This is a genomic window from Clostridium ihumii AP5 (assembly GCF_000612845.1).
Classification (GTDB): Bacteria; Bacillota; Clostridia; order Clostridiales; family Clostridiaceae; genus Clostridium_J; species Clostridium_J ihumii.
Genome location: NZ_CCAT010000068.1, coordinates 35649 through 52790, shown reverse-complemented (window position 1 = coordinate 52790; position 17142 = coordinate 35649). Strand labels below are relative to the sequence as shown.

Sequence of the window (17142 nt, the reverse complement as noted above, 5' to 3'; positions counted from 1 at the left end):
CAAATGAATGGAGGAATGAACCCACAAATGAATGGAGGAATGAACCCACAAATGAATGGAGGAATGAACCCACAAATGAATGGAGGAATGAACCCACAAATGAATGGAGGAATGAATCCACAAATGAATGGAGGAATGAATCCACAAATGAATGGAGGAATGAATCCGCAAATGAATGGGGGAATGAATCCACAAATGAATTGGGGTATGAATCCACAAATGAATGGAAATCCTTTTGCAAATATGTTTGGTGGACTTGATATGATGGGACTTTTAGGAGCGTTGACTGGAACAGGAAGAGGCGGTGGAGGCGGAAATGGTGATATTGTATCTAATTTAATTTCTGCATTCATGGGAAATGGTAACATGGATAATGCACCAATGAATAATGACATGAATAATAATAATCAAAATCAAAATCAAAATGGAAATCCTTTTGGAGGGTTTGATTTTAGTGAATTAGCTAAAATGGTAAGTAGTTTTATGGGGAATGAACAAGCAGCGACTAATGATGAAGTTGTTAGAGAAGAAAGAAGACAAGATAACAGCAATCCCATAAATAGTTTTTCAGCAGTATTTAGTGCAGTTTCACCGAAAGATATTGAGGCATTTCAAGGAGTAATAGGTAATTTGTTTAATGCAGCTCAAAGTGCTATAAATCAAACATTAAATATAGATGATATTTTTGGAGGAGTAAACTTAGGTAAGGTTGCAGATAACTTGAAAGAAAATGAAATTTATAAGACAAAAGTTGATGATATTGATTTAGATTTGGATAATTTGAGTTTAAATTCACTTAACGAAAATTTAAATAGTGAAAATTCAGATATAATAGATGTAGAAGATGTAGTTGAGGTTGGGGATGAAAAAGAAGAAATATCACAGAATGAAACAAAAAAAGAAAATAATCAAGGTAGCAGAAAATTTACTGAAGAGGAACTATACGATATTATAAAAATACTTATACAACTTATAGAACCATATAAGCTAGAATTATTAAAAAATTTTCTTAAAGAAAATGCAGCAAAATAGGAAAAAAGTGAATAAAAAAATTTAAATAGGCAATATTATATAATGTAATAGGAGTTGAAATCTCCATTAACCAAAGATTTTTTCTTTGGTTACCCCCCATCCCCCTTGGGACCGTAATAGGTCCCTTTTTTTATTTAAAAACTTATATCTAATGAGGTAATTTTATACTCAAAATTTGGAGAAGCTACATTTGATTTTGTAACTATTAAATCTACAGTAAAATTTTTAATTTTATTTTTATCACTTTCATCAATACCTTTAAAATTTAAAGTCCAACTAAATTCATAAGGTTCATTTTTTTCATCATAAGAAATATCTTTAAAAAAGCAATCCTGAAGTTTATATACATGATTATTATTAGCTATGGTATACAGTGAAGTAATAGAATTATATGAAATATTAGAACTAAAATAATCAGGAACATCCAAATTTTCATAAGGAAAACTTTCTATTAGATTTATAAATTCAGAAACACAATTATTGCCAACAAAATTGCTAGGATATGAATAAGCATATTCTTTTAATTCTTTGTTTACTAATAAGTAGCTTTTTAAAATCATAGTACCATTTTGAAAGTTACCACTTATTACTTTAGGTGTTTTTCCATTTGAATCATCTAAAAAGCCAAGTATATTATTTTTTGCTGAAAATATATTCTCATATTTATTGTTATTAAAAATAAATAGGTGTTGTATTGGAGTTTCATTAAAAGAAGATTGGGTAAAAATTTCTTTTAAATTATCTCTAGAAATATCTTTTACTGTTAGACGCATAGGCCAATAAGTTTTATGTTCGCCTAAAGTAGACAAATCTTTAGAAGGATCTAAACTTAGGCTATCCTCATTATTCAAATTGACTTGAATTAAATATTCAGATGAATCGGTTTTAATATATAAAACATCCTTTTTTCCATCTCCATTAAAATCTTCATTAATAGTAAGGTTTTTATCAATAGCTTTAAATGTAGGAAGAGTTTTCATAGAATTGGTATTAAATATTATTATAATTATGGATAAAATCATTATAATAAAAGATGCTGATTTTAGAACCATATTTTTTTTTGACTTCATAAACAGTCCTCCTTATATTGAAAATATGAAATCTCTTTATTTATGAAGTATATGAAGAATAAATAATTTTATGCAAAAAATCGATGACTAATACTAGCCATCGATTAAAATATTTGCTTAATTTGTAGATAATTAAGATTCCTCATCTGTATTCATTTTATTTTTACATTCATTACATAATCCATAAAAATATACTCTGTTAAATAATACATCATAATTAGTGTATTTAGTTATTTCATTATTTAAGTGAGTAAATGAAACATCACAAATATCATCAACTTTAGAACATTCAATACATTGAATATGAGGGTGTGGTTCTACATTGGCATCATACCTAAAGTTACCTTCACCAACATTTAACTCTTGGATCAAATTAACAGACACAAGAACCTTTAAAGTTTTATATACCGTAGCAAGACTCATAGTAGGATAATCTTCTTGTAATGCTTTATATATAGCCTCTGCTGAAGGATGCTCTGTAGTAGAACATAAATATTTGTATACAGCTATACGTTGAGGGGTAAGTTTAAGCTTTTTTTCTTTGAAAATATGCGTAAAATTTAGCATAGTCACCATCCTCTTTTAATAATCAGTATAAAATTTATTACTATTATAATTATTATATAATAAAAACTATTAATTATCAATAACTAGTTGTTGCATAATCATTACATAATAATAAAATTATGCTAATAATATTACAAAATTTAGAATTTGCTTATATAAATTTATATTAAAATAGAAAATAGTTAGAATAAATGTTAAAATTTAAATATATATATTCATTTATTAAAAAACTCTCATATATTAGTAGTATAAATATATTTGTATAAAATTTGGAAAAAAACTTATGCAATAAGAATATGTATTATATATAAATATATTTACTATATGAGAGGGGGAATATATGCTGTGAAAAAAACCTATGTGTTAGATACTAATGTTATTTTATATTCGGCAACAGCTATATTATCTTTTGGGGACAATGATGTTGTAATACCAGAGGTTGTACTTGAAGAACTAGATAATTTTAAAAAAGATAAAGGTGAGCTAGGTTCAAATGCTAGGCAAGCATCTAGAATGTTAGATGCATTAAGAAAGCAAGGAGCATTAGTTGAAGGTGTTGAACTTCCAAATGGAGGGAAGATAAGAGTAGAAATGAATCATCATGATACAGTGATACCAGTATCATGGGATAAGAGTAAAGCAGATAATAGAATAATTCAAGTGTGTAAGGGATTAAAAGAGCTTGGTGAGGATGTAGTTCTAATAACTAAAGATATATTTGAGAGAATAAAAGCAGATACAGTAAGTATAAAGAGTGACGATTATTATGAAACTGAGGTTCCAGAGAATGATCAGTATACTGGAAGGATAGAATTATATTTGCCTTTTGAAAAAATAGATAGTTTTTATTCAAACAAATTTATTAATGCTGAAAATCTTTTAAGTTATGATAATGAAACAGAAGATTATTATGAGCCACATTTATACACAAATCAATTTGTGTTACTTCATAGTATAGAAAACCCTAAACAAACTGCTCTTGGTAGATATGATGGAAAAAGAATAGTTCCACTTTATTTTAAGGATGTAAAGCCTATGGGAATATCACCAAGAAATATAGGACAAAAATTTATGATAGAGGCTTTATGTACAGATGCATCTAAAGCACCACTAGTAATAATAAAAGGACCTGCTGGAACTGCTAAAACTTTATTTTCTTTAGCAGTTGGGCTTCAAAAAATATTTGAAGAAAATATCAATGAATATAGGAGAATATTAGTGTGTAGACCTAATGTTACAATGGACGAAGAAATAGGTTTTTTACCAGGAACAGAAGAAGAGAAAATAGCACCATTTATGAGACCTATATTTGACAATTTAGAAATATTGGTAGATTCAGATGAAAATGAAAGATATAAAAATGAAAAAGAACTTCAAGATAAAGTTAAAGAGGTATTTGATCGCAGAATAATAGTCACTGAAGCTGTAGCTTATTTAAGAGGAAGATCAATTGTTAAAAATTGGCTTATAATTGATGAAGCACAAAATCTTTCTCCAAAACAAATAAAAGCGATAACTACTAGAGTAGGCGAAGGAACAAAACTTATATTAATAGGTGACCCAGATCAAATAGATCATCCATTCATGGATTCAAGATCAAATGGATTATGCTATGCATCTGAAAAGATGAAAGGTAGTGAGTTATGTTATCAAATAACTTTAAAATTTGATGAATGTGAAAGATCACCACTAGCATTTGAAGCCGCAAGAAAATTGTAGAAAAAATAAATAGTTAAAATTGATTTATTCTGTTAAAACTTAAAAAAATTTTTAAAATATACTATTAAAAATTAATTATATATTTATAAGTAGTGAATTATGCTATAGTTTAATAGTGAAATAAACTTAAAAACAATTTAAAATATAATTGTAAGTTAGAGATTATTTCCTATGTTATATATGAAAATATATAAATTAAATTTAGGCATAAAGTCACTACTTTTATTTAAATAAAATTCGTATAATATACAATATATTGGATATGGTTTTACTAAAATCAGTCTTAATTTCAAACTATATCATAAATATGAAACGATTTAGTAACATAATTGTAATTGATTTTTTTTCATTTCTACGATATTATATTATTGTTTTACAACATAGAATTACATGATTAGATACAGTTGTATAATTTAATAATTTAATTTGAATAATTTCTTAAAATTTTTAAATTTAAAAAGGAAGGTTAGGATGAAGGAGAATAAAAGCAAATCAAATGCAAAAAATAGAAATATAAAAAAGAAAAATGTAAAAAAGAAAAAAAGTAGATTTAAAATAATAATGGGATTTTTACTATTTGAAATAGTTTTTACAGGGGTTACAGCTCCACTTATAGCTTATCATGGTCCTTTCACTAATGTTAGGGATACACTTGTAACAACTGCCATGACAACACTTAGTCATCAATGGATAGCAACTACATTTTTAAGTGAAGAAAAAATCAATGAAATAATGGGAAATCAAGCAATAAAGACTATAGCACAGGATAATTCTAAAAGTGGTGTAGTTATTGAAAAGAAAAATGATCGCAAAATTTTATTAGAGGAAGTAAATAGTAATAAGTTTAAAGGTTATTTACTTACAATAAATGATCCAACAAGATTAAAAGTTGGATGTTCTTCACAGCTGAATAATGGAATTGGTGAACTTACAAGTGAAATAGCTATAAATAATGATGCTATAGCAGCAATTAATGGTGGTGGATTTACTGATAAATCTACTGGTGAAGAGTGGACAGGAACTGGTGGAAGTCCTACTGGATTATTAATGAGCAATGGAAAGATTGAACATAATGATTTATCAAGTGCTGATGAGAAAAGAGAAATGGTTGCATTTAGAGATGATGGAACTTTACTTGTTGGAAACTATAGCTTAAATGAATTACAAGAGCAGAATGTTTTAAATGCTGTAAGTTTTGGTCCAGCACTTATAGTAAATGGTGAAAAAACTATAGGAGAATATGGAGATGGTGGTTGGGGAATTGCTCCAAGAACTGCTATAGGTCAAAAAGCAGATGGAACCATATTATTATTAGTTATAGATGGTAGACAGTTAACTTCGAGTGGTGCAACTTTAAAAGACGCTCAAAATATATTATATGAAAATGGTGCAGTTACAGCGAGTAATTTAGATGGTGGGTCATCTACTACTATGTTTTATAATGGAGAAGTTATAAATAGCCCATCAGACACATTAGGTGAAAGAACTGTTCCATCAGTTATATATGTAGAAAAATAGGTTAAGGAGAAATATATGAAAGCGGTAAAGACATTAGTAATTTGGATAGGAATATCTTTAGCCATTCAACTTTTAGGATTTTATTATGTAGATAGAATATATTTAAATTCTGAAACTAATCTTAAAACAACAAAAATAGAAGAACTAGATGGTACTGAAAAAAAAGAAAAGCAAGGACCAGTAAAAGTTAAGGTTCCTAAAACAGCTGAAGATATTTCAATATCTAGTAATTTAAAATATATATCATATTTAGAAAATGAAAAATTGGTATTAAAAACTATAGATGAAAAATCTAATTTTTCTTATGAAAAAGAAGATGGCGCTGAAATAATTTATTATAAATGGGTTCCATCTAGAGATAGAATTATTACAGCAGAAAAAATATCTGGTTATCAAGGAAATAAAATTGTTCTTTTCTCATATGATTTAAAGAAGGATGAAAAATCAGAAATATATAAGATTGATATTTATGATGAAAATACAAAAGTAGATAATATAGAAATGTCAGTTTTGACAGGTCTTACATATGTAAAGTTAGTAGATCCTTCAAATGTAAGTTATATATATAGATTTGATAGAATGAGAGGAAATCTATTGATGGATACTGTTCCTAAACATATAAGTAATGTAGCAACGCTTGAAAAAGAAGCAGTGTTATATTATGAGGGTGAGGTTTACAATGCTGTATATGAATCAACAGTTTATAATATAGATAAGACTAATAAGGGAACAAGAAATCATCAAATTATAATTGATGGAGCAGAGAGATTATCATTATTAGGAACAGATTCTGAAAGTAATTTGTATTTAGGAAAAGTAGAAAATAATTTAATTACTAAAATATATTATAAGTCTGTAGAATGTAATAAAGAAACTAATGAAAACAGTAATTATCAATATGAAAATAAAGAAGATGAATCAGATTCAGGAATATCATACAACAGTGAAGATTTTAAATCAGTTAATATGAATAAGCCTGCTAAGAGGGAGAATATACATGTTACCAAAGAAGGTCAAGTATATGTACATGATATTCAAAATAAAACTATAACAGATGAAATGAATGGAAAAGAAGTATCTTATGAAGGCGAATTCTTAGGATTTGAAGAGTCAGGAATACTAGTAAAACAAGGTGATATTGTAACTATTGTAGATTATGAATAGACTATAAATAAAATTAAGGATAGAATTTCTATCCTTAATTTTATTATTAAATTGAATTTAAAGAATTTAATATGGTATATTTATAGAAATATATATTTAAAATTGGAATTTAGCAAAAAATTATTTTATATTATTATTGTAAATTCAACTTTAAAACTCTAGATAAAGTAGAAAAGGAGTGAGATTTTTGTATGAGTAATAGGATATTAGGAACTATATTATTAATTCCAGCTATATTAGTAGCAATAACCTTTCATGAATATGCACATGCATGGATGGCAGTAAAATTAGGAGATGATACTCCTAAATATCAAGGAAGGTTAACATTAGATCCATTAGCACATATAGATATAGCAGGATTTGTTATGATGTTAATTTTCCATTTTGGATGGGGAAAAGCTGTGCAGACAAATCCTAATAATTTCAAAAATTATTATAAGGATGATTTAAAAGTATCTATAGCAGGACCACTAGCTAATTTCTTCTGTGCAATAGTTGGTGTAGTTTTGATGAACATACTTTATATATTACCAATATCACACAATAACAATTTATATATTATAATTAATCAAATAGTATATAATGTTGCTTTTTATAATTGTTTATGGATGATACTTAATTTGTTACCATTACCTGGATTTGATGGTTTTCATATATTAAGAGATTTATTTCCAAAACAATTCTTTAAATTCTCAGATAATATATACAGATATCAATTTATTATATTAATAGTTATGATAATGCCTATATTTGGAGGATATTCATTATTAAGTTTATTAATTAGTAGACCAGCAAGTTATATTTTTTACTCAATTGTAAAAATAGTAGGAATGATATTTTAGTAAAAAGCTACAATAAAATTTTAAATTTTATTGTAGCTTTTTTATATATTTATGATAAGTTTATGATGAAATAATCGTATTAATATATGAATTAATAAAAAAATAAAGTTAGGAGGTGCTCAAAGTATGAATGATAAAGAGATAATAAGTTATATAAAGCATAAGAAGGAAAAAGGAATTGAATTATTAGTAAATGAGTATGGAGCACTAATGAAATTCATAATTAATAAGCAATTAGGAATGTTAAATGATTTTACGGAAGAGTGTTTAAATGACGTATTACTTCTTATATGGAATAATATTGAAAGCTTTGATGAATCTAAAAATCAGTTTAAAAACTGGATAGGGGCAATATCTAAATACAAAGCTATTGATTATAAAAGAAAATATATAAAATATTTAAACTATGAAAACATTGAAAATTTAAATATAGTGAGTTCACAAAAAGTTGATACTGATTTATTGAATGAAGAGTTAAAAGAAGAGGTAGCAGATTTATTAAAGAATTTAAATGAGACAGATAGAGAAATATTCAAAAAATACTATTTAAAAGAAGAGAGTATAAAGGAAATAGCTAGAGAGATGAAAATTAAGGATACTTCAATTTACAATAAACTGTCTAGAGGAAGAAGAAAAATTAGAGGTATTATGGAATCATTTTGGAGGTGATTTATTTGAAAAATAATTTTGAGATATTTAATGAAATAAATATAGACTTAGATGAATATGAAGTTACTGAAATTAGTGAATTAGAAAAGGAAAAAATGAAAAGAAAGTTTATAAATACAACAAAAACTAATACTAAGAAAAGATATAGAAAAGTGGCTGCAAGTGTAGCCATTATATGTATAATTGCATTAGTTGGAGTTTTTTCTAATGAAGATGTACTAGCAAAAATGAATGTATTAGGAACAAAAATTGAGGACTTTTTATATAAAAATGACGGAGAATTAGATAAATATAAAACTATAATAGGAACAACTATAGAAAATGATGGAGTGAAAATAACATTAAAGGAAGTTATTATAGATGATGGTCAAATAATAATAAATAGTTTAGTTGATATTTCAAAGTTAAAAGAGCAAGATGAAAGATTAAAAAGAGAAAATTTAATTTTAGTTAATTCAGTACCTAGAATTTATATAGATGGAAAATATATAAAATCTGGAGGAGGTACATCAGAAATGAATACTGATGGAACAATAAATCTTTTTTTCACAGGGAATACTAAAAGTTCGAGAATAGGGAAAAACTATGATATAGAAATAATATATGATAATCTATATATAGAGGCAGGAGAGAACTTAGAGTATCACAAAAATATAGAAAATGTGTGGAATTTTAAATTTGAAGCAAGTGGAAAAGAGATAATAAAAGAAATTAATGAAATAAAAATTAATAAAAGCATAGAGATAATGGATACAACAATAAATTTATCTAAAATAAGAATTTCGCCTGTTTCACTTAAATTATATTACAATGTAAATTTATTTAAAGATGGATATGATATTGTTGAATTTAAAATAGAAGATGAGAATGGAAAAGAATTATTTATGGAAGGTTCTAATGGTAAATTTAAAAGGACGAGGGCAATATATAATATAAATAAAGATGTAAAAAAAGTAAAACTAATTCCATATGTAGGAGAAAAAACTTTTAGAGAAAAAGCTATTGATATAGATCTAGATAAATAAAACTATGTAATTATCATCAAAAATTATAATGAGAAAACTAAATATTAAAATAGTATATAAAATAAATAATAGGAGAAGAAGAAAATATGAAAATAGCAGTTGTAGGAAGTATTAATGCAGATTTAATCACAAAAACAAGTAAAGTGCCAAAGCCAGGTGAGACAATAACAGGATTAGAGTTTTTTATTGGTGAAGGTGGAAAAGGGTTAAATCAAGCTGTTGCAGCATCAAGAGTAGAAAGTGATGTAACGCTATTTGGAGCAATAGGGAAAGATTCAAATGGAGAATTTTTGTTAAATTCTATGAAGAAAAATAAAGTTAAATCGGATTATATAAATATATGTGAAAACACCAAAACAGGTGTGGCAAATATAGTTTTATGTAATGGTGAAAATTCTATAATAGTAGTTCAAGGAGCAAACAAAGAATGTACACCACATTATGTGAATTCTGTAAAAAAACATATATTAGAATGTGATGTAATAATAATGCAATTAGAAATACCTATGGATACAGTAAAGGAAGTTATTAATTTTGCATATGAAAATAATAAAATAATTATATTAAATCCTGCACCAGCACTAAAAATGGATAAAGCATTATTACAAAAAGTAAATTATATAATCCCTAATGAGCATGAATATAAAATACTTTTTGATACAAATGAACCAATTGATGAAATTTTAAAGAAATATCCTAAGAAATTAATAATAACAAATGGTGACAAAGGTGTATGGTATTGTGAGAATAACGAAGTGATTAATATTAAAGCGCCTAAAGTAGAGGTAGTAGATACTACAGGTGCTGGAGATACATTTATAGGAACATTTGCTAGTGCAATAGCAAAAAGTGTTTCATTGAACGAGGCTATAGAATTTGGTGTAAAATGCTCAAGTATATCAGTAACAAAATTAGGTGCACAAGGTGGTATGCCTTATTTAAAAGATATATAGTACTAAAAATCTATAATGTAACTTAAGTTACATTATAGATTTTTACTTTTATGATATACTTAATAAAAAAATATATATAGGAGTTGAATTTATGGGAAATCATTATGGAAATTTACAAAAAATAAGAGATGGAAAGAGAACATATGCAATAACTCCACATATACCAGGCGGATTTATAACACCTAAAAATTTAAAAAAGATAGCAGAAGTAGCAGAAAAATATAATGGTGTTTTAAAAATAAATTCTGGGCAAAGAATTATGATTACAAATTTAAAAGAAGAAGATTTGAAAAGTATATGGGATGAATTGGAAATGGAACCGGCAGTAAAAAATCAATACTCTGTGAAGAATGTTGAAATATGCCCAGCGGGATTTTGTAAAAGAGTGAGATATAATACTATGCCATTAGCCATGAGGATAAGCAAAGATTTTCATGGGATGGAAGTACCTAATAGAACGAAAATAGGAGTTGCTGGATGCAGAAATGCTTGTGGGAGTGTTTATGCTAAAGATTTAGGTGTCATAGCAGATTACAATGGTAAATTAATAGTTGTAGCTGGTGGATCTGCTGGATATCATCAGAGAATGGCAAATATAATAAAGTCTGAGCTAAATGAAAATGAGGCATATAATTTAGTTAAAGTTATATTAGAATATTATAAGGAAAATGCTGAATTTGGGGAAAAACTAGGTGTTTTTATTGATAGAATAGGTGCTGAAGTGTTTAGAAAGGATGTTATACAAAAGGCTAACTTAGAATATACAGAAAATAATGTTATAATTTAAAATAGAAAACTTAGGGTTATTATGTTATAAACCTAAGTTTTTTTTTATAAGTATATATTATTGTTTTTTAAATAGAGAATTTAAAATAATAACTAGCATAAGAACTCCTACAGAAACTAAAGCAATTGTTCCACCTGGAGCACAATTTAAATAGTAAGAAGCAAATAGTCCTAAAATAATATCAATAAATCCAAATAGTATAGAAAACAGTAATGTAGATTTAAATCCTTTTTTTAGTTGTAATGCAGTTGCAACAGGTAATGCAATCATAGATGACATTACAAGAATACCCATAACTCTAATTGATACAGAGATTGTAGCACCAACTAAAAGAGCAAAGATGTAATTTATTGCTGTGACATTTATATTACTTACTTTAGCATTATCCTCATCAAAAGTTATATAAACTAATTTATCATAAAGTTTGTAAAGTACAAGTATAGAAATTATAGTTAGTATAAGCATAGTTAATAAATCTTGTTTAGTAACGGTTAATAAGCTACCAAATAAAAATGAATTTATATTTGCATTAACTTTACCCATACTAGATAATGTAATACCTATACCAACACTTAATGTTAGAATTATTACTAATATTAAATCTGCATATTTCTTATAATAATTTCTTAAAACTTCTATAAATATTGCACATAAACTTGTAAATATAAATGCACATAAAATTGGATTGTATCCAGTAACTAGACCTATTGCAACACCAGCAAATGAACTATGTGCAAGAGTATCACCCATCATAGAATATCGTTTTAACACTAAAAACACACCTACTAAAGGACATAATATAGAAACAAAAGCAGCTGCTATAAAAGCATTTTGCATAAATTCATATTGAAACATTTGAAACCTCCATTTTGTTAATCATTATCGAACTAAATCTACAGTGTTATTAATAACTGAATGTAGTTTAACTAAACCATCTTTAACATGTAAAATTTGAGATGAAACTTTAAGTGCATTATCAATGTTATGTTCGATAGATAAGATTGTTATATTGTGATGTTTATTTAGATGTTTTATTATAGTGTATAAATCTTCAATACTTTTTTCATCTAGAGCAGTAGATGGTTCATCTAATATGATTAAATCACTTTTACTCATTATTGCCCTGGCAATGAGAATTTTTTGTTGTTGACCACCAGAAAGACTGCCAATAAGAGAATCCTTATAATTTAACATATTTACAGAACTAAGAGCATTCAATATAGTAGACTTGTCTTTTATTTTTAAAACTTTCCTTTGAATATCTAATACTTCATAAACGGTTATTGGAAATCCTGAATTAAAACTATCTATTTTTTGACAAACATAAGATACATTATTAGTATTTATATTTATAGAACCAGTAGTTGGCTTTAAAAGTTTTAGAATTAATTTTACTAATGTAGTTTTTCCTGTACCATTTTCTCCAATTATGGAAACATACTCACCTTTGTCAATTTTTAAATTAATATCTTTTAAAATATAATCTTTAGAATTATTATAAGAAAAAGATAAATTTTTTATATCAATCATGAAATCATCCTTTCGCACTCTGATATGTAAAAATATTACACTATATATTATAGACAAAAATAGTAAAATTTATAAGAACATCTATGAATATATGTTCAATAATAAATATAACTAATAATCATTATCAATAACAAATAAAAGTATATCATAAAATATAAAAAAATAAAATTCATTGGTTTAAAAAGTTAGTCAGTTACTATTTTCATTTATTTAAAATATAATGGAAAGTAGTATATAATGAATATTGGTTGTTAAATAATATTATTTTATAAGTGAGGGTAGAACATGAATATATATTTAGTAAGGCATGGAGAAACGGATGAAAATATTAAAAAAAGTTTTTATGGTGATATGGATAGTGTATTAACGGAAAAAGGCGTTTTACAATGTAAAAGACTAAAAATTTTTTTTCAAGATATAAATATAAGTAAGGCGTATGTCAGTGAGAAAAAGAGAACTCATGATACGTTAGAATTAATTTTAGAAAATGAGAAGTATGAGAAGATAAATGTAGTAGAAGATAGTAGACTAAATGAAAGAAATTTTGGAGAATTTGAAGGATTGGATTATAATAGTATATGTAGAAAATATCCATTAGAATCTAAAGTATGGCAAAATGACTGGATTAATTTCATTCCACCTAAAGGTGAAAGTTATAATCAAATGTATAATAGAGTTGTTAAAATTTTTAAAGAAATAATAAAAAGTAATGATGAAAATGTTATAGTTGTTACTCATAGTGGAGTTATAAGATCAATATATTGCTATATTATGAATAATAATATGGATTTATTTTGGAAGTTTGCATGTCATAATGGTGATGTAGCTGTTATTAAATATGAATATGAAAATCTATTTATAGAAGGAATAAATTCTAATAGTATTTTGAAATAAATAAATGTTAAATTTCTTAAAAAGTTTTAATAAAGAAAAAGAGGAGGAAAATATGAATAAGATAACATTAGTTACTGGTGGCAGTAGAAGTGGCAAAAGTGAATATGCAGAAAAAATATTAGATGGAAATGATGATGTTTTATATATTGCTACTGCTATAGTTACAGACGAAGAAATGAAAAATAGAATTGATAAGCATATTACAAGAAGAAATTCAAATTGGAATACTTATGAAGGATATAAAAATTTGGATGAATGTATAAAGAATAGTGATAAGAAAAATATTTTATTAGATTGTGTTACAATAATGATTACTAATTTAATGTTTGAAAAAAATATAGATTTTGATAGTCTTTCATTAGAAGAAGTAGATGATATGGAAAAAAATATAAAAAATGAATTTCAAAAATTAATTCTTAGTTCTAAAGAAAATAATAAAAATTTGATAATGGTAACCAATGAAGTTGGAAGTGGATTAGTGCCAGAATATAGACTAAGCAGAATATATAGAGATATAGCTGGCTCAGTTAATCAATTTATAGCATCACTAAGTGATGAAGTTTACTTTGTTACTTGTGGATTACCATTAAAATTAAAATAATTAGGAGAGAAAAATGAAAATTAAAAATTACATAAATGACTTTTTATTATATGTTCAATTTTTCACAAGAATTCCAGTAAATAAGGAATTAGAATGTAGTGATGAAAACTTCATAAGAGGTTCAAGCTTTTTTCCAATTATAGCATTAATAATAGGTGGAATACAGTATTTAGTATATTTATTTTTTAATAAATTTTTACCACCTAGCATAACATCTATGTTTGTTGTACTTACGGCAGTACTTTTAACTGGTGCATTACATATGGATGGGCTTGGAGATGTATGTGATGGTTTCTTTGCATTTAAAGGTGGAAAAGAAAAAATAATAGAAATAATGAAAGATAGTAGAATAGGAGCTTATTGCTGTATAGCTATAGTTATAGATATATTATTTAAATATCAACTTATAAAATTAGCTATAGAATCATTTACTCCAGAAATGATAATTATAGCACCAGTAATGGGACGATTAGCAGTAGTTCTTATTTCAACTATAGGAAAACCAGCAAAGGAAACTGGCAGTGGAAATTTATTTATAGGAAGAATTTCATGGCAAAAATTAATTGTAACTAGTGTAATAGCTATATTAATACAAGCAATATTTATAACACCTAAAGCGATAATTATAAATATGATTACAGTATTAGTAGTTACATACTTATTTAATATGTTTTGCAATTCTAAAATTAATGGACTTACAGGAGATACATTAGGTGCTATAAATGAAATTGTAGAAATATTAATACTTACTATATTTTTTGCAATATAATTATTAAAGTTAAAATTTATAAAAAGTTGTTTCAACCTATTTAGATTATAAGTCGGTCTACAAAATGTAAGATAGAGGTGATTTATCATGAGTAAGAAAACTATAAGTTTTTGTGGATGCAATGAAGGATATGAAGAAGTTAAGGGAAAAGTAGAAAAAGAGTTTAAGGAAGAAGTTAATATAAAGGTTAATAAATGTATTGGGGCATGTGACAAGTGTGGATGGGATTTGATTTCTAGAGTTGATGGAGTGTTAGTAGATGGAAAAAACACAGAAGAATTATATTATAAAATAAAGAAAGAAATTATGAAATAAAAATAAACTTTAATTTAAGGTGTGGACTTTTTGAGTAGAATAGGTTAAAATTTCCTTTAAATAGATAATTTATTATATTTAATTTAAGTGTTAGAATGAAGATTTTAGTTATGAAAGTCACTAGAATCTTCATTTTTTTATTTATATTATATTATAAATATGGGAAATATATTATATATCACTACTGATACATATATCACTATTGATATATGTATCAGTAGTGATATATAATATAAATATAAAACAAGAAAAGATTGTAAAACTTATTCATAGTTGTTAAGTGTATTTAGGAGGTAAGAGAATGGAAAAAATAGCATTAGTAACAGATAGTGCTTCTGATATAACAAGAGATATGGTAGAGAAATATAATATTACAGTATTGCCGTTTAGAATAATAATGGATGGACATGATTATAGAGATGGGGTAGATATAAATTCTCAAGAGGTATATGATTCATTGGATAAATACTCCATAACATCATCATTAACATCTATGGATGATATGACAAAAATGTTTGAAAAGCTAAAAGAAGAAGGTTACACTCATGTGATAGCAGTTACTATATCAAGTAAATTATCAGGTATGAATAATGCATTAAGACTTGTAAGTAATGATTATCCAGAAATAATAACAGAAGTGATAGATTCAAAAAGTATATCTTGTATGGAATCTGCAATGATACAACATGCAGGTAAATTGATAGAAGAAGGAAAATGTTTTGAAGATGTTGTTAAAATAGTAAAAGAAACAAGAGAAAAAAGTGAAACATTTTTTATAATTGGAACATTAGAGTATTTAAAAAAAGGTGGAAGAATAGGTAAAGTTGCTGGAACGATTGCAGAAATTTTAAATATAAAACCTATAATAAGAGTTAGTGAAGAGGGCGAGTATACAACTTATGATAAAGTAAGAGGAAGAAAGCAATCTATAAATAAAATGATAGAAATTGCAAACAAGATTTTAGACAGAGGAAGATATGATGTTTATGTAGGGCATGGATGTGCTGAAGAAGAATCCAAAAAAATGTTAGAAGAAATTTCAAAAAATAAAAATATAAATAGAACATACTTTAAAGGACTTATAAGTGGAGTAGCTGGTGTACACTCAGGCCCTGGGCTTATAGGAATAGTTTTTTACGGGGTTAATTAAATATGAGTGGAAGTTTAAGAGATGTAAAAGAAGAGGAACGTCTATTATATGAAGAATATAAAGCGAAACTTAATGAACTAAAAAAAGTTCAACAAGAAAAAGAAGCTGTTGGTCAGGTTTTTACTAAAGGATTATTACCTATATATGCATTGTATATATTAAGTTTGGGACCAACAAATGGCAATGACATTTCTAATAAAATAGGTTTAAGGACTAATGGGGCATGGGTGCCGAGCACTGGTGGAATATATCCATTATTAAAAAAGCTTGAAAAGCAAAAATTGGTTGAAGGTCAGTGGGATGATACTAAGAAAAAAACACAAAAAGTATATAAACTTACTGAAGATGGAGAAAAGGAATTAGAAAATAAAAAAGAACTTTTAAGAGATAGAATAGAACAATCATTAGAAGTTTTTAAAATGATATATCAGGATTTATATGAATAACATTTAACGGTTAATATTAGTTAAGTAAAAAGACAGAATTATTATATTAAAAAATTTTTATATAATAATTTTTGTCTTTTTTATTTTAATA

General features: G+C 26.0%; 19 protein-coding genes. 15 read left to right on the top strand and 4 right to left on the bottom strand.

The window, feature by feature from the left end; all coding sequences use genetic code 11:
* On the top strand, positions 1-1032 hold a 1032-nt coding region (locus tag BN346_RS14805; RefSeq protein ID WP_203226303.1), incomplete at its 5' end, for a DUF1720 domain-containing protein.
* 134 nt (positions 1033-1166) lie between these two features.
* Here BN346_RS14805 and BN346_RS14800 read toward each other — a convergent pair.
* Both BN346_RS14800 and perR read right to left on the bottom strand, forming a co-directional pair.
* Entirely contained in the window at positions 1167-2102 is a 936-nt protein-coding gene (locus BN346_RS14800; protein WP_040329635.1) for a hypothetical protein, read from the bottom strand.
* Between the two features lie 132 nt (positions 2103-2234).
* The gene (perR, locus tag BN346_RS14795; protein ID WP_040329634.1) at positions 2235-2669 is read right to left on the bottom strand and encodes a transcriptional regulator PerR; all 435 of its coding nucleotides are present in this window, start codon (positions 2667-2669) and stop codon (positions 2235-2237) included.
* A gap of 345 nt (positions 2670-3014) precedes the next feature.
* Between perR and BN346_RS14790 the strand changes: the two genes are divergently transcribed.
* From BN346_RS14790 to BN346_RS14755, 8 genes are all read left to right on the top strand, one after another.
* On the top strand, positions 3015-4388 hold the full coding sequence (locus tag BN346_RS14790) for a PhoH family protein (RefSeq protein WP_040329633.1): 1374 nt from the start codon (positions 3015-3017) through the stop codon (positions 4386-4388).
* A gap of 471 nt (positions 4389-4859) precedes the next feature.
* Positions 4860-5906 carry a phosphodiester glycosidase family protein gene (locus BN346_RS14785; RefSeq protein WP_040329632.1) on the top strand — a complete coding sequence of 349 codons (1047 nt, stop codon included), beginning with the start codon at positions 4860-4862 and terminating at the stop codon, positions 5904-5906.
* Positions 5907-5921: 15 nt separating this feature from the next.
* Entirely contained in the window at positions 5922-7070 is a 1149-nt protein-coding gene (locus BN346_RS14780) for a hypothetical protein (RefSeq protein WP_040329630.1), read from the top strand.
* Positions 7071-7261: 191 nt separating this feature from the next.
* Positions 7262-7912: a site-2 protease family protein gene (locus BN346_RS14775; RefSeq protein WP_040329629.1), complete on the top strand. Its 651-nt coding sequence runs from the start codon at positions 7262-7264 to the stop codon at positions 7910-7912.
* 126 nt (positions 7913-8038) lie between these two features.
* Positions 8039-8581, top strand: coding sequence for a sigma-70 family RNA polymerase sigma factor (locus BN346_RS14770; protein WP_040329628.1), 543 nt, complete (start codon positions 8039-8041; stop codon positions 8579-8581).
* 5 nt (positions 8582-8586) lie between these two features.
* Positions 8587-9606: a DUF4179 domain-containing protein gene (locus BN346_RS14765; RefSeq protein ID WP_040329627.1), complete on the top strand. Its 1020-nt coding sequence runs from the start codon at positions 8587-8589 to the stop codon at positions 9604-9606.
* Positions 9607-9692: 86 nt separating this feature from the next.
* Positions 9693-10559, top strand: coding sequence for a ribokinase (gene rbsK, locus BN346_RS14760; protein WP_040329625.1), 867 nt, complete (start codon positions 9693-9695; stop codon positions 10557-10559).
* A 91-nt stretch (positions 10560-10650) separates the two neighbouring features.
* A complete protein-coding gene (locus BN346_RS14755) occupies positions 10651-11346 on the top strand; it encodes a nitrite/sulfite reductase domain-containing protein (protein ID WP_040329623.1) in 696 nt (231 codons plus the stop codon).
* 57 nt (positions 11347-11403) lie between these two features.
* Here BN346_RS14755 and BN346_RS14750 read toward each other — a convergent pair whose 3' ends face one another.
* Positions 11404-12201 carry a metal ABC transporter permease gene (locus BN346_RS14750; RefSeq protein ID WP_040329622.1) on the bottom strand — a complete coding sequence of 266 codons (798 nt, stop codon included), beginning with the start codon at positions 12199-12201 and terminating at the stop codon, positions 11404-11406.
* A 24-nt stretch (positions 12202-12225) separates the two neighbouring features.
* On the bottom strand, positions 12226-12876 hold the full coding sequence (locus BN346_RS14745; RefSeq protein WP_040329621.1) for a metal ABC transporter ATP-binding protein: 651 nt from the start codon (positions 12874-12876) through the stop codon (positions 12226-12228).
* A 285-nt stretch (positions 12877-13161) separates the two neighbouring features.
* Here BN346_RS14745 and cobC point away from each other — a divergent pair, with 285 nt between their 5' ends.
* From cobC to BN346_RS14715, 6 genes are all read left to right on the top strand, one after another.
* Positions 13162-13770, top strand: coding sequence for an alpha-ribazole phosphatase (gene cobC / locus BN346_RS14740; protein WP_040329620.1), 609 nt, complete (start codon positions 13162-13164; stop codon positions 13768-13770).
* 52 nt (positions 13771-13822) lie between these two features.
* Positions 13823-14371, top strand: coding sequence for a bifunctional adenosylcobinamide kinase/adenosylcobinamide-phosphate guanylyltransferase (cobU, locus tag BN346_RS14735; RefSeq protein WP_040329646.1), 549 nt, complete (start codon positions 13823-13825; stop codon positions 14369-14371).
* 19 nt (positions 14372-14390) lie between these two features.
* Positions 14391-15140 (top strand): adenosylcobinamide-GDP ribazoletransferase, encoded by a 750-nt coding sequence (gene cobS, locus BN346_RS14730; RefSeq protein WP_040329645.1) that lies wholly within the window; start codon positions 14391-14393, stop codon positions 15138-15140.
* An 87-nt stretch (positions 15141-15227) separates the two neighbouring features.
* Positions 15228-15455, top strand: a complete 228-nt coding sequence (locus BN346_RS14725; protein WP_040329619.1) for a DUF1450 domain-containing protein — start codon at positions 15228-15230, stop codon at positions 15453-15455.
* A gap of 301 nt (positions 15456-15756) precedes the next feature.
* On the top strand, positions 15757-16605 hold the full coding sequence (locus tag BN346_RS14720) for a DegV family protein (RefSeq protein WP_040329617.1): 849 nt from the start codon (positions 15757-15759) through the stop codon (positions 16603-16605).
* 2 nt (positions 16606-16607) lie between these two features.
* Positions 16608-17051, top strand: a complete 444-nt coding sequence (locus BN346_RS14715) for a PadR family transcriptional regulator (RefSeq protein ID WP_040329616.1) — start codon at positions 16608-16610, stop codon at positions 17049-17051.
* The last annotated feature ends 91 nt before the right edge of the window (positions 17052-17142 follow it).

Excerpts from the sequence above, each read along its gene's own strand:
- BN346_RS14800 (WP_040329635.1), bottom strand. The coding sequence starts at position 2,102 with ATGAAGTCAAAAAAAAATATGGTTCTAAAATCAGCATCTTTTATTATA.
- perR (WP_040329634.1), bottom strand. The coding sequence starts at position 2,669 with ATGCTAAATTTTACGCATATTTTCAAAGAAAAAAAGCTTAAACTTACC.
- BN346_RS14785 (WP_040329632.1), top strand. The coding sequence starts at position 4,860 with ATGAAGGAGAATAAAAGCAAATCAAATGCAAAAAATAGAAATATAAAA.
- BN346_RS14780 (WP_040329630.1), top strand. The coding sequence starts at position 5,922 with ATGAAAGCGGTAAAGACATTAGTAATTTGGATAGGAATATCTTTAGCC.
- BN346_RS14775 (WP_040329629.1), top strand. The coding sequence starts at position 7,262 with ATGAGTAATAGGATATTAGGAACTATATTATTAATTCCAGCTATATTA.
- BN346_RS14770 (WP_040329628.1), top strand. The coding sequence starts at position 8,039 with ATGAATGATAAAGAGATAATAAGTTATATAAAGCATAAGAAGGAAAAA.
- rbsK (WP_040329625.1), top strand. The coding sequence starts at position 9,693 with ATGAAAATAGCAGTTGTAGGAAGTATTAATGCAGATTTAATCACAAAA.
- BN346_RS14755 (WP_040329623.1), top strand. The coding sequence starts at position 10,651 with ATGGGAAATCATTATGGAAATTTACAAAAAATAAGAGATGGAAAGAGA.
- BN346_RS14750 (WP_040329622.1), bottom strand. The coding sequence starts at position 12,201 with ATGTTTCAATATGAATTTATGCAAAATGCTTTTATAGCAGCTGCTTTT.
- BN346_RS14745 (WP_040329621.1), bottom strand. The coding sequence starts at position 12,876 with ATGATTGATATAAAAAATTTATCTTTTTCTTATAATAATTCTAAAGAT.
- cobC (WP_040329620.1), top strand. The coding sequence starts at position 13,162 with ATGAATATATATTTAGTAAGGCATGGAGAAACGGATGAAAATATTAAA.
- cobU (WP_040329646.1), top strand. The coding sequence starts at position 13,823 with ATGAATAAGATAACATTAGTTACTGGTGGCAGTAGAAGTGGCAAAAGT.
- BN346_RS14725 (WP_040329619.1), top strand. The coding sequence starts at position 15,228 with ATGAGTAAGAAAACTATAAGTTTTTGTGGATGCAATGAAGGATATGAA.
- BN346_RS14720 (WP_040329617.1), top strand. The coding sequence starts at position 15,757 with ATGGAAAAAATAGCATTAGTAACAGATAGTGCTTCTGATATAACAAGA.
- BN346_RS14715 (WP_040329616.1), top strand. The coding sequence starts at position 16,608 with ATGAGTGGAAGTTTAAGAGATGTAAAAGAAGAGGAACGTCTATTATAT.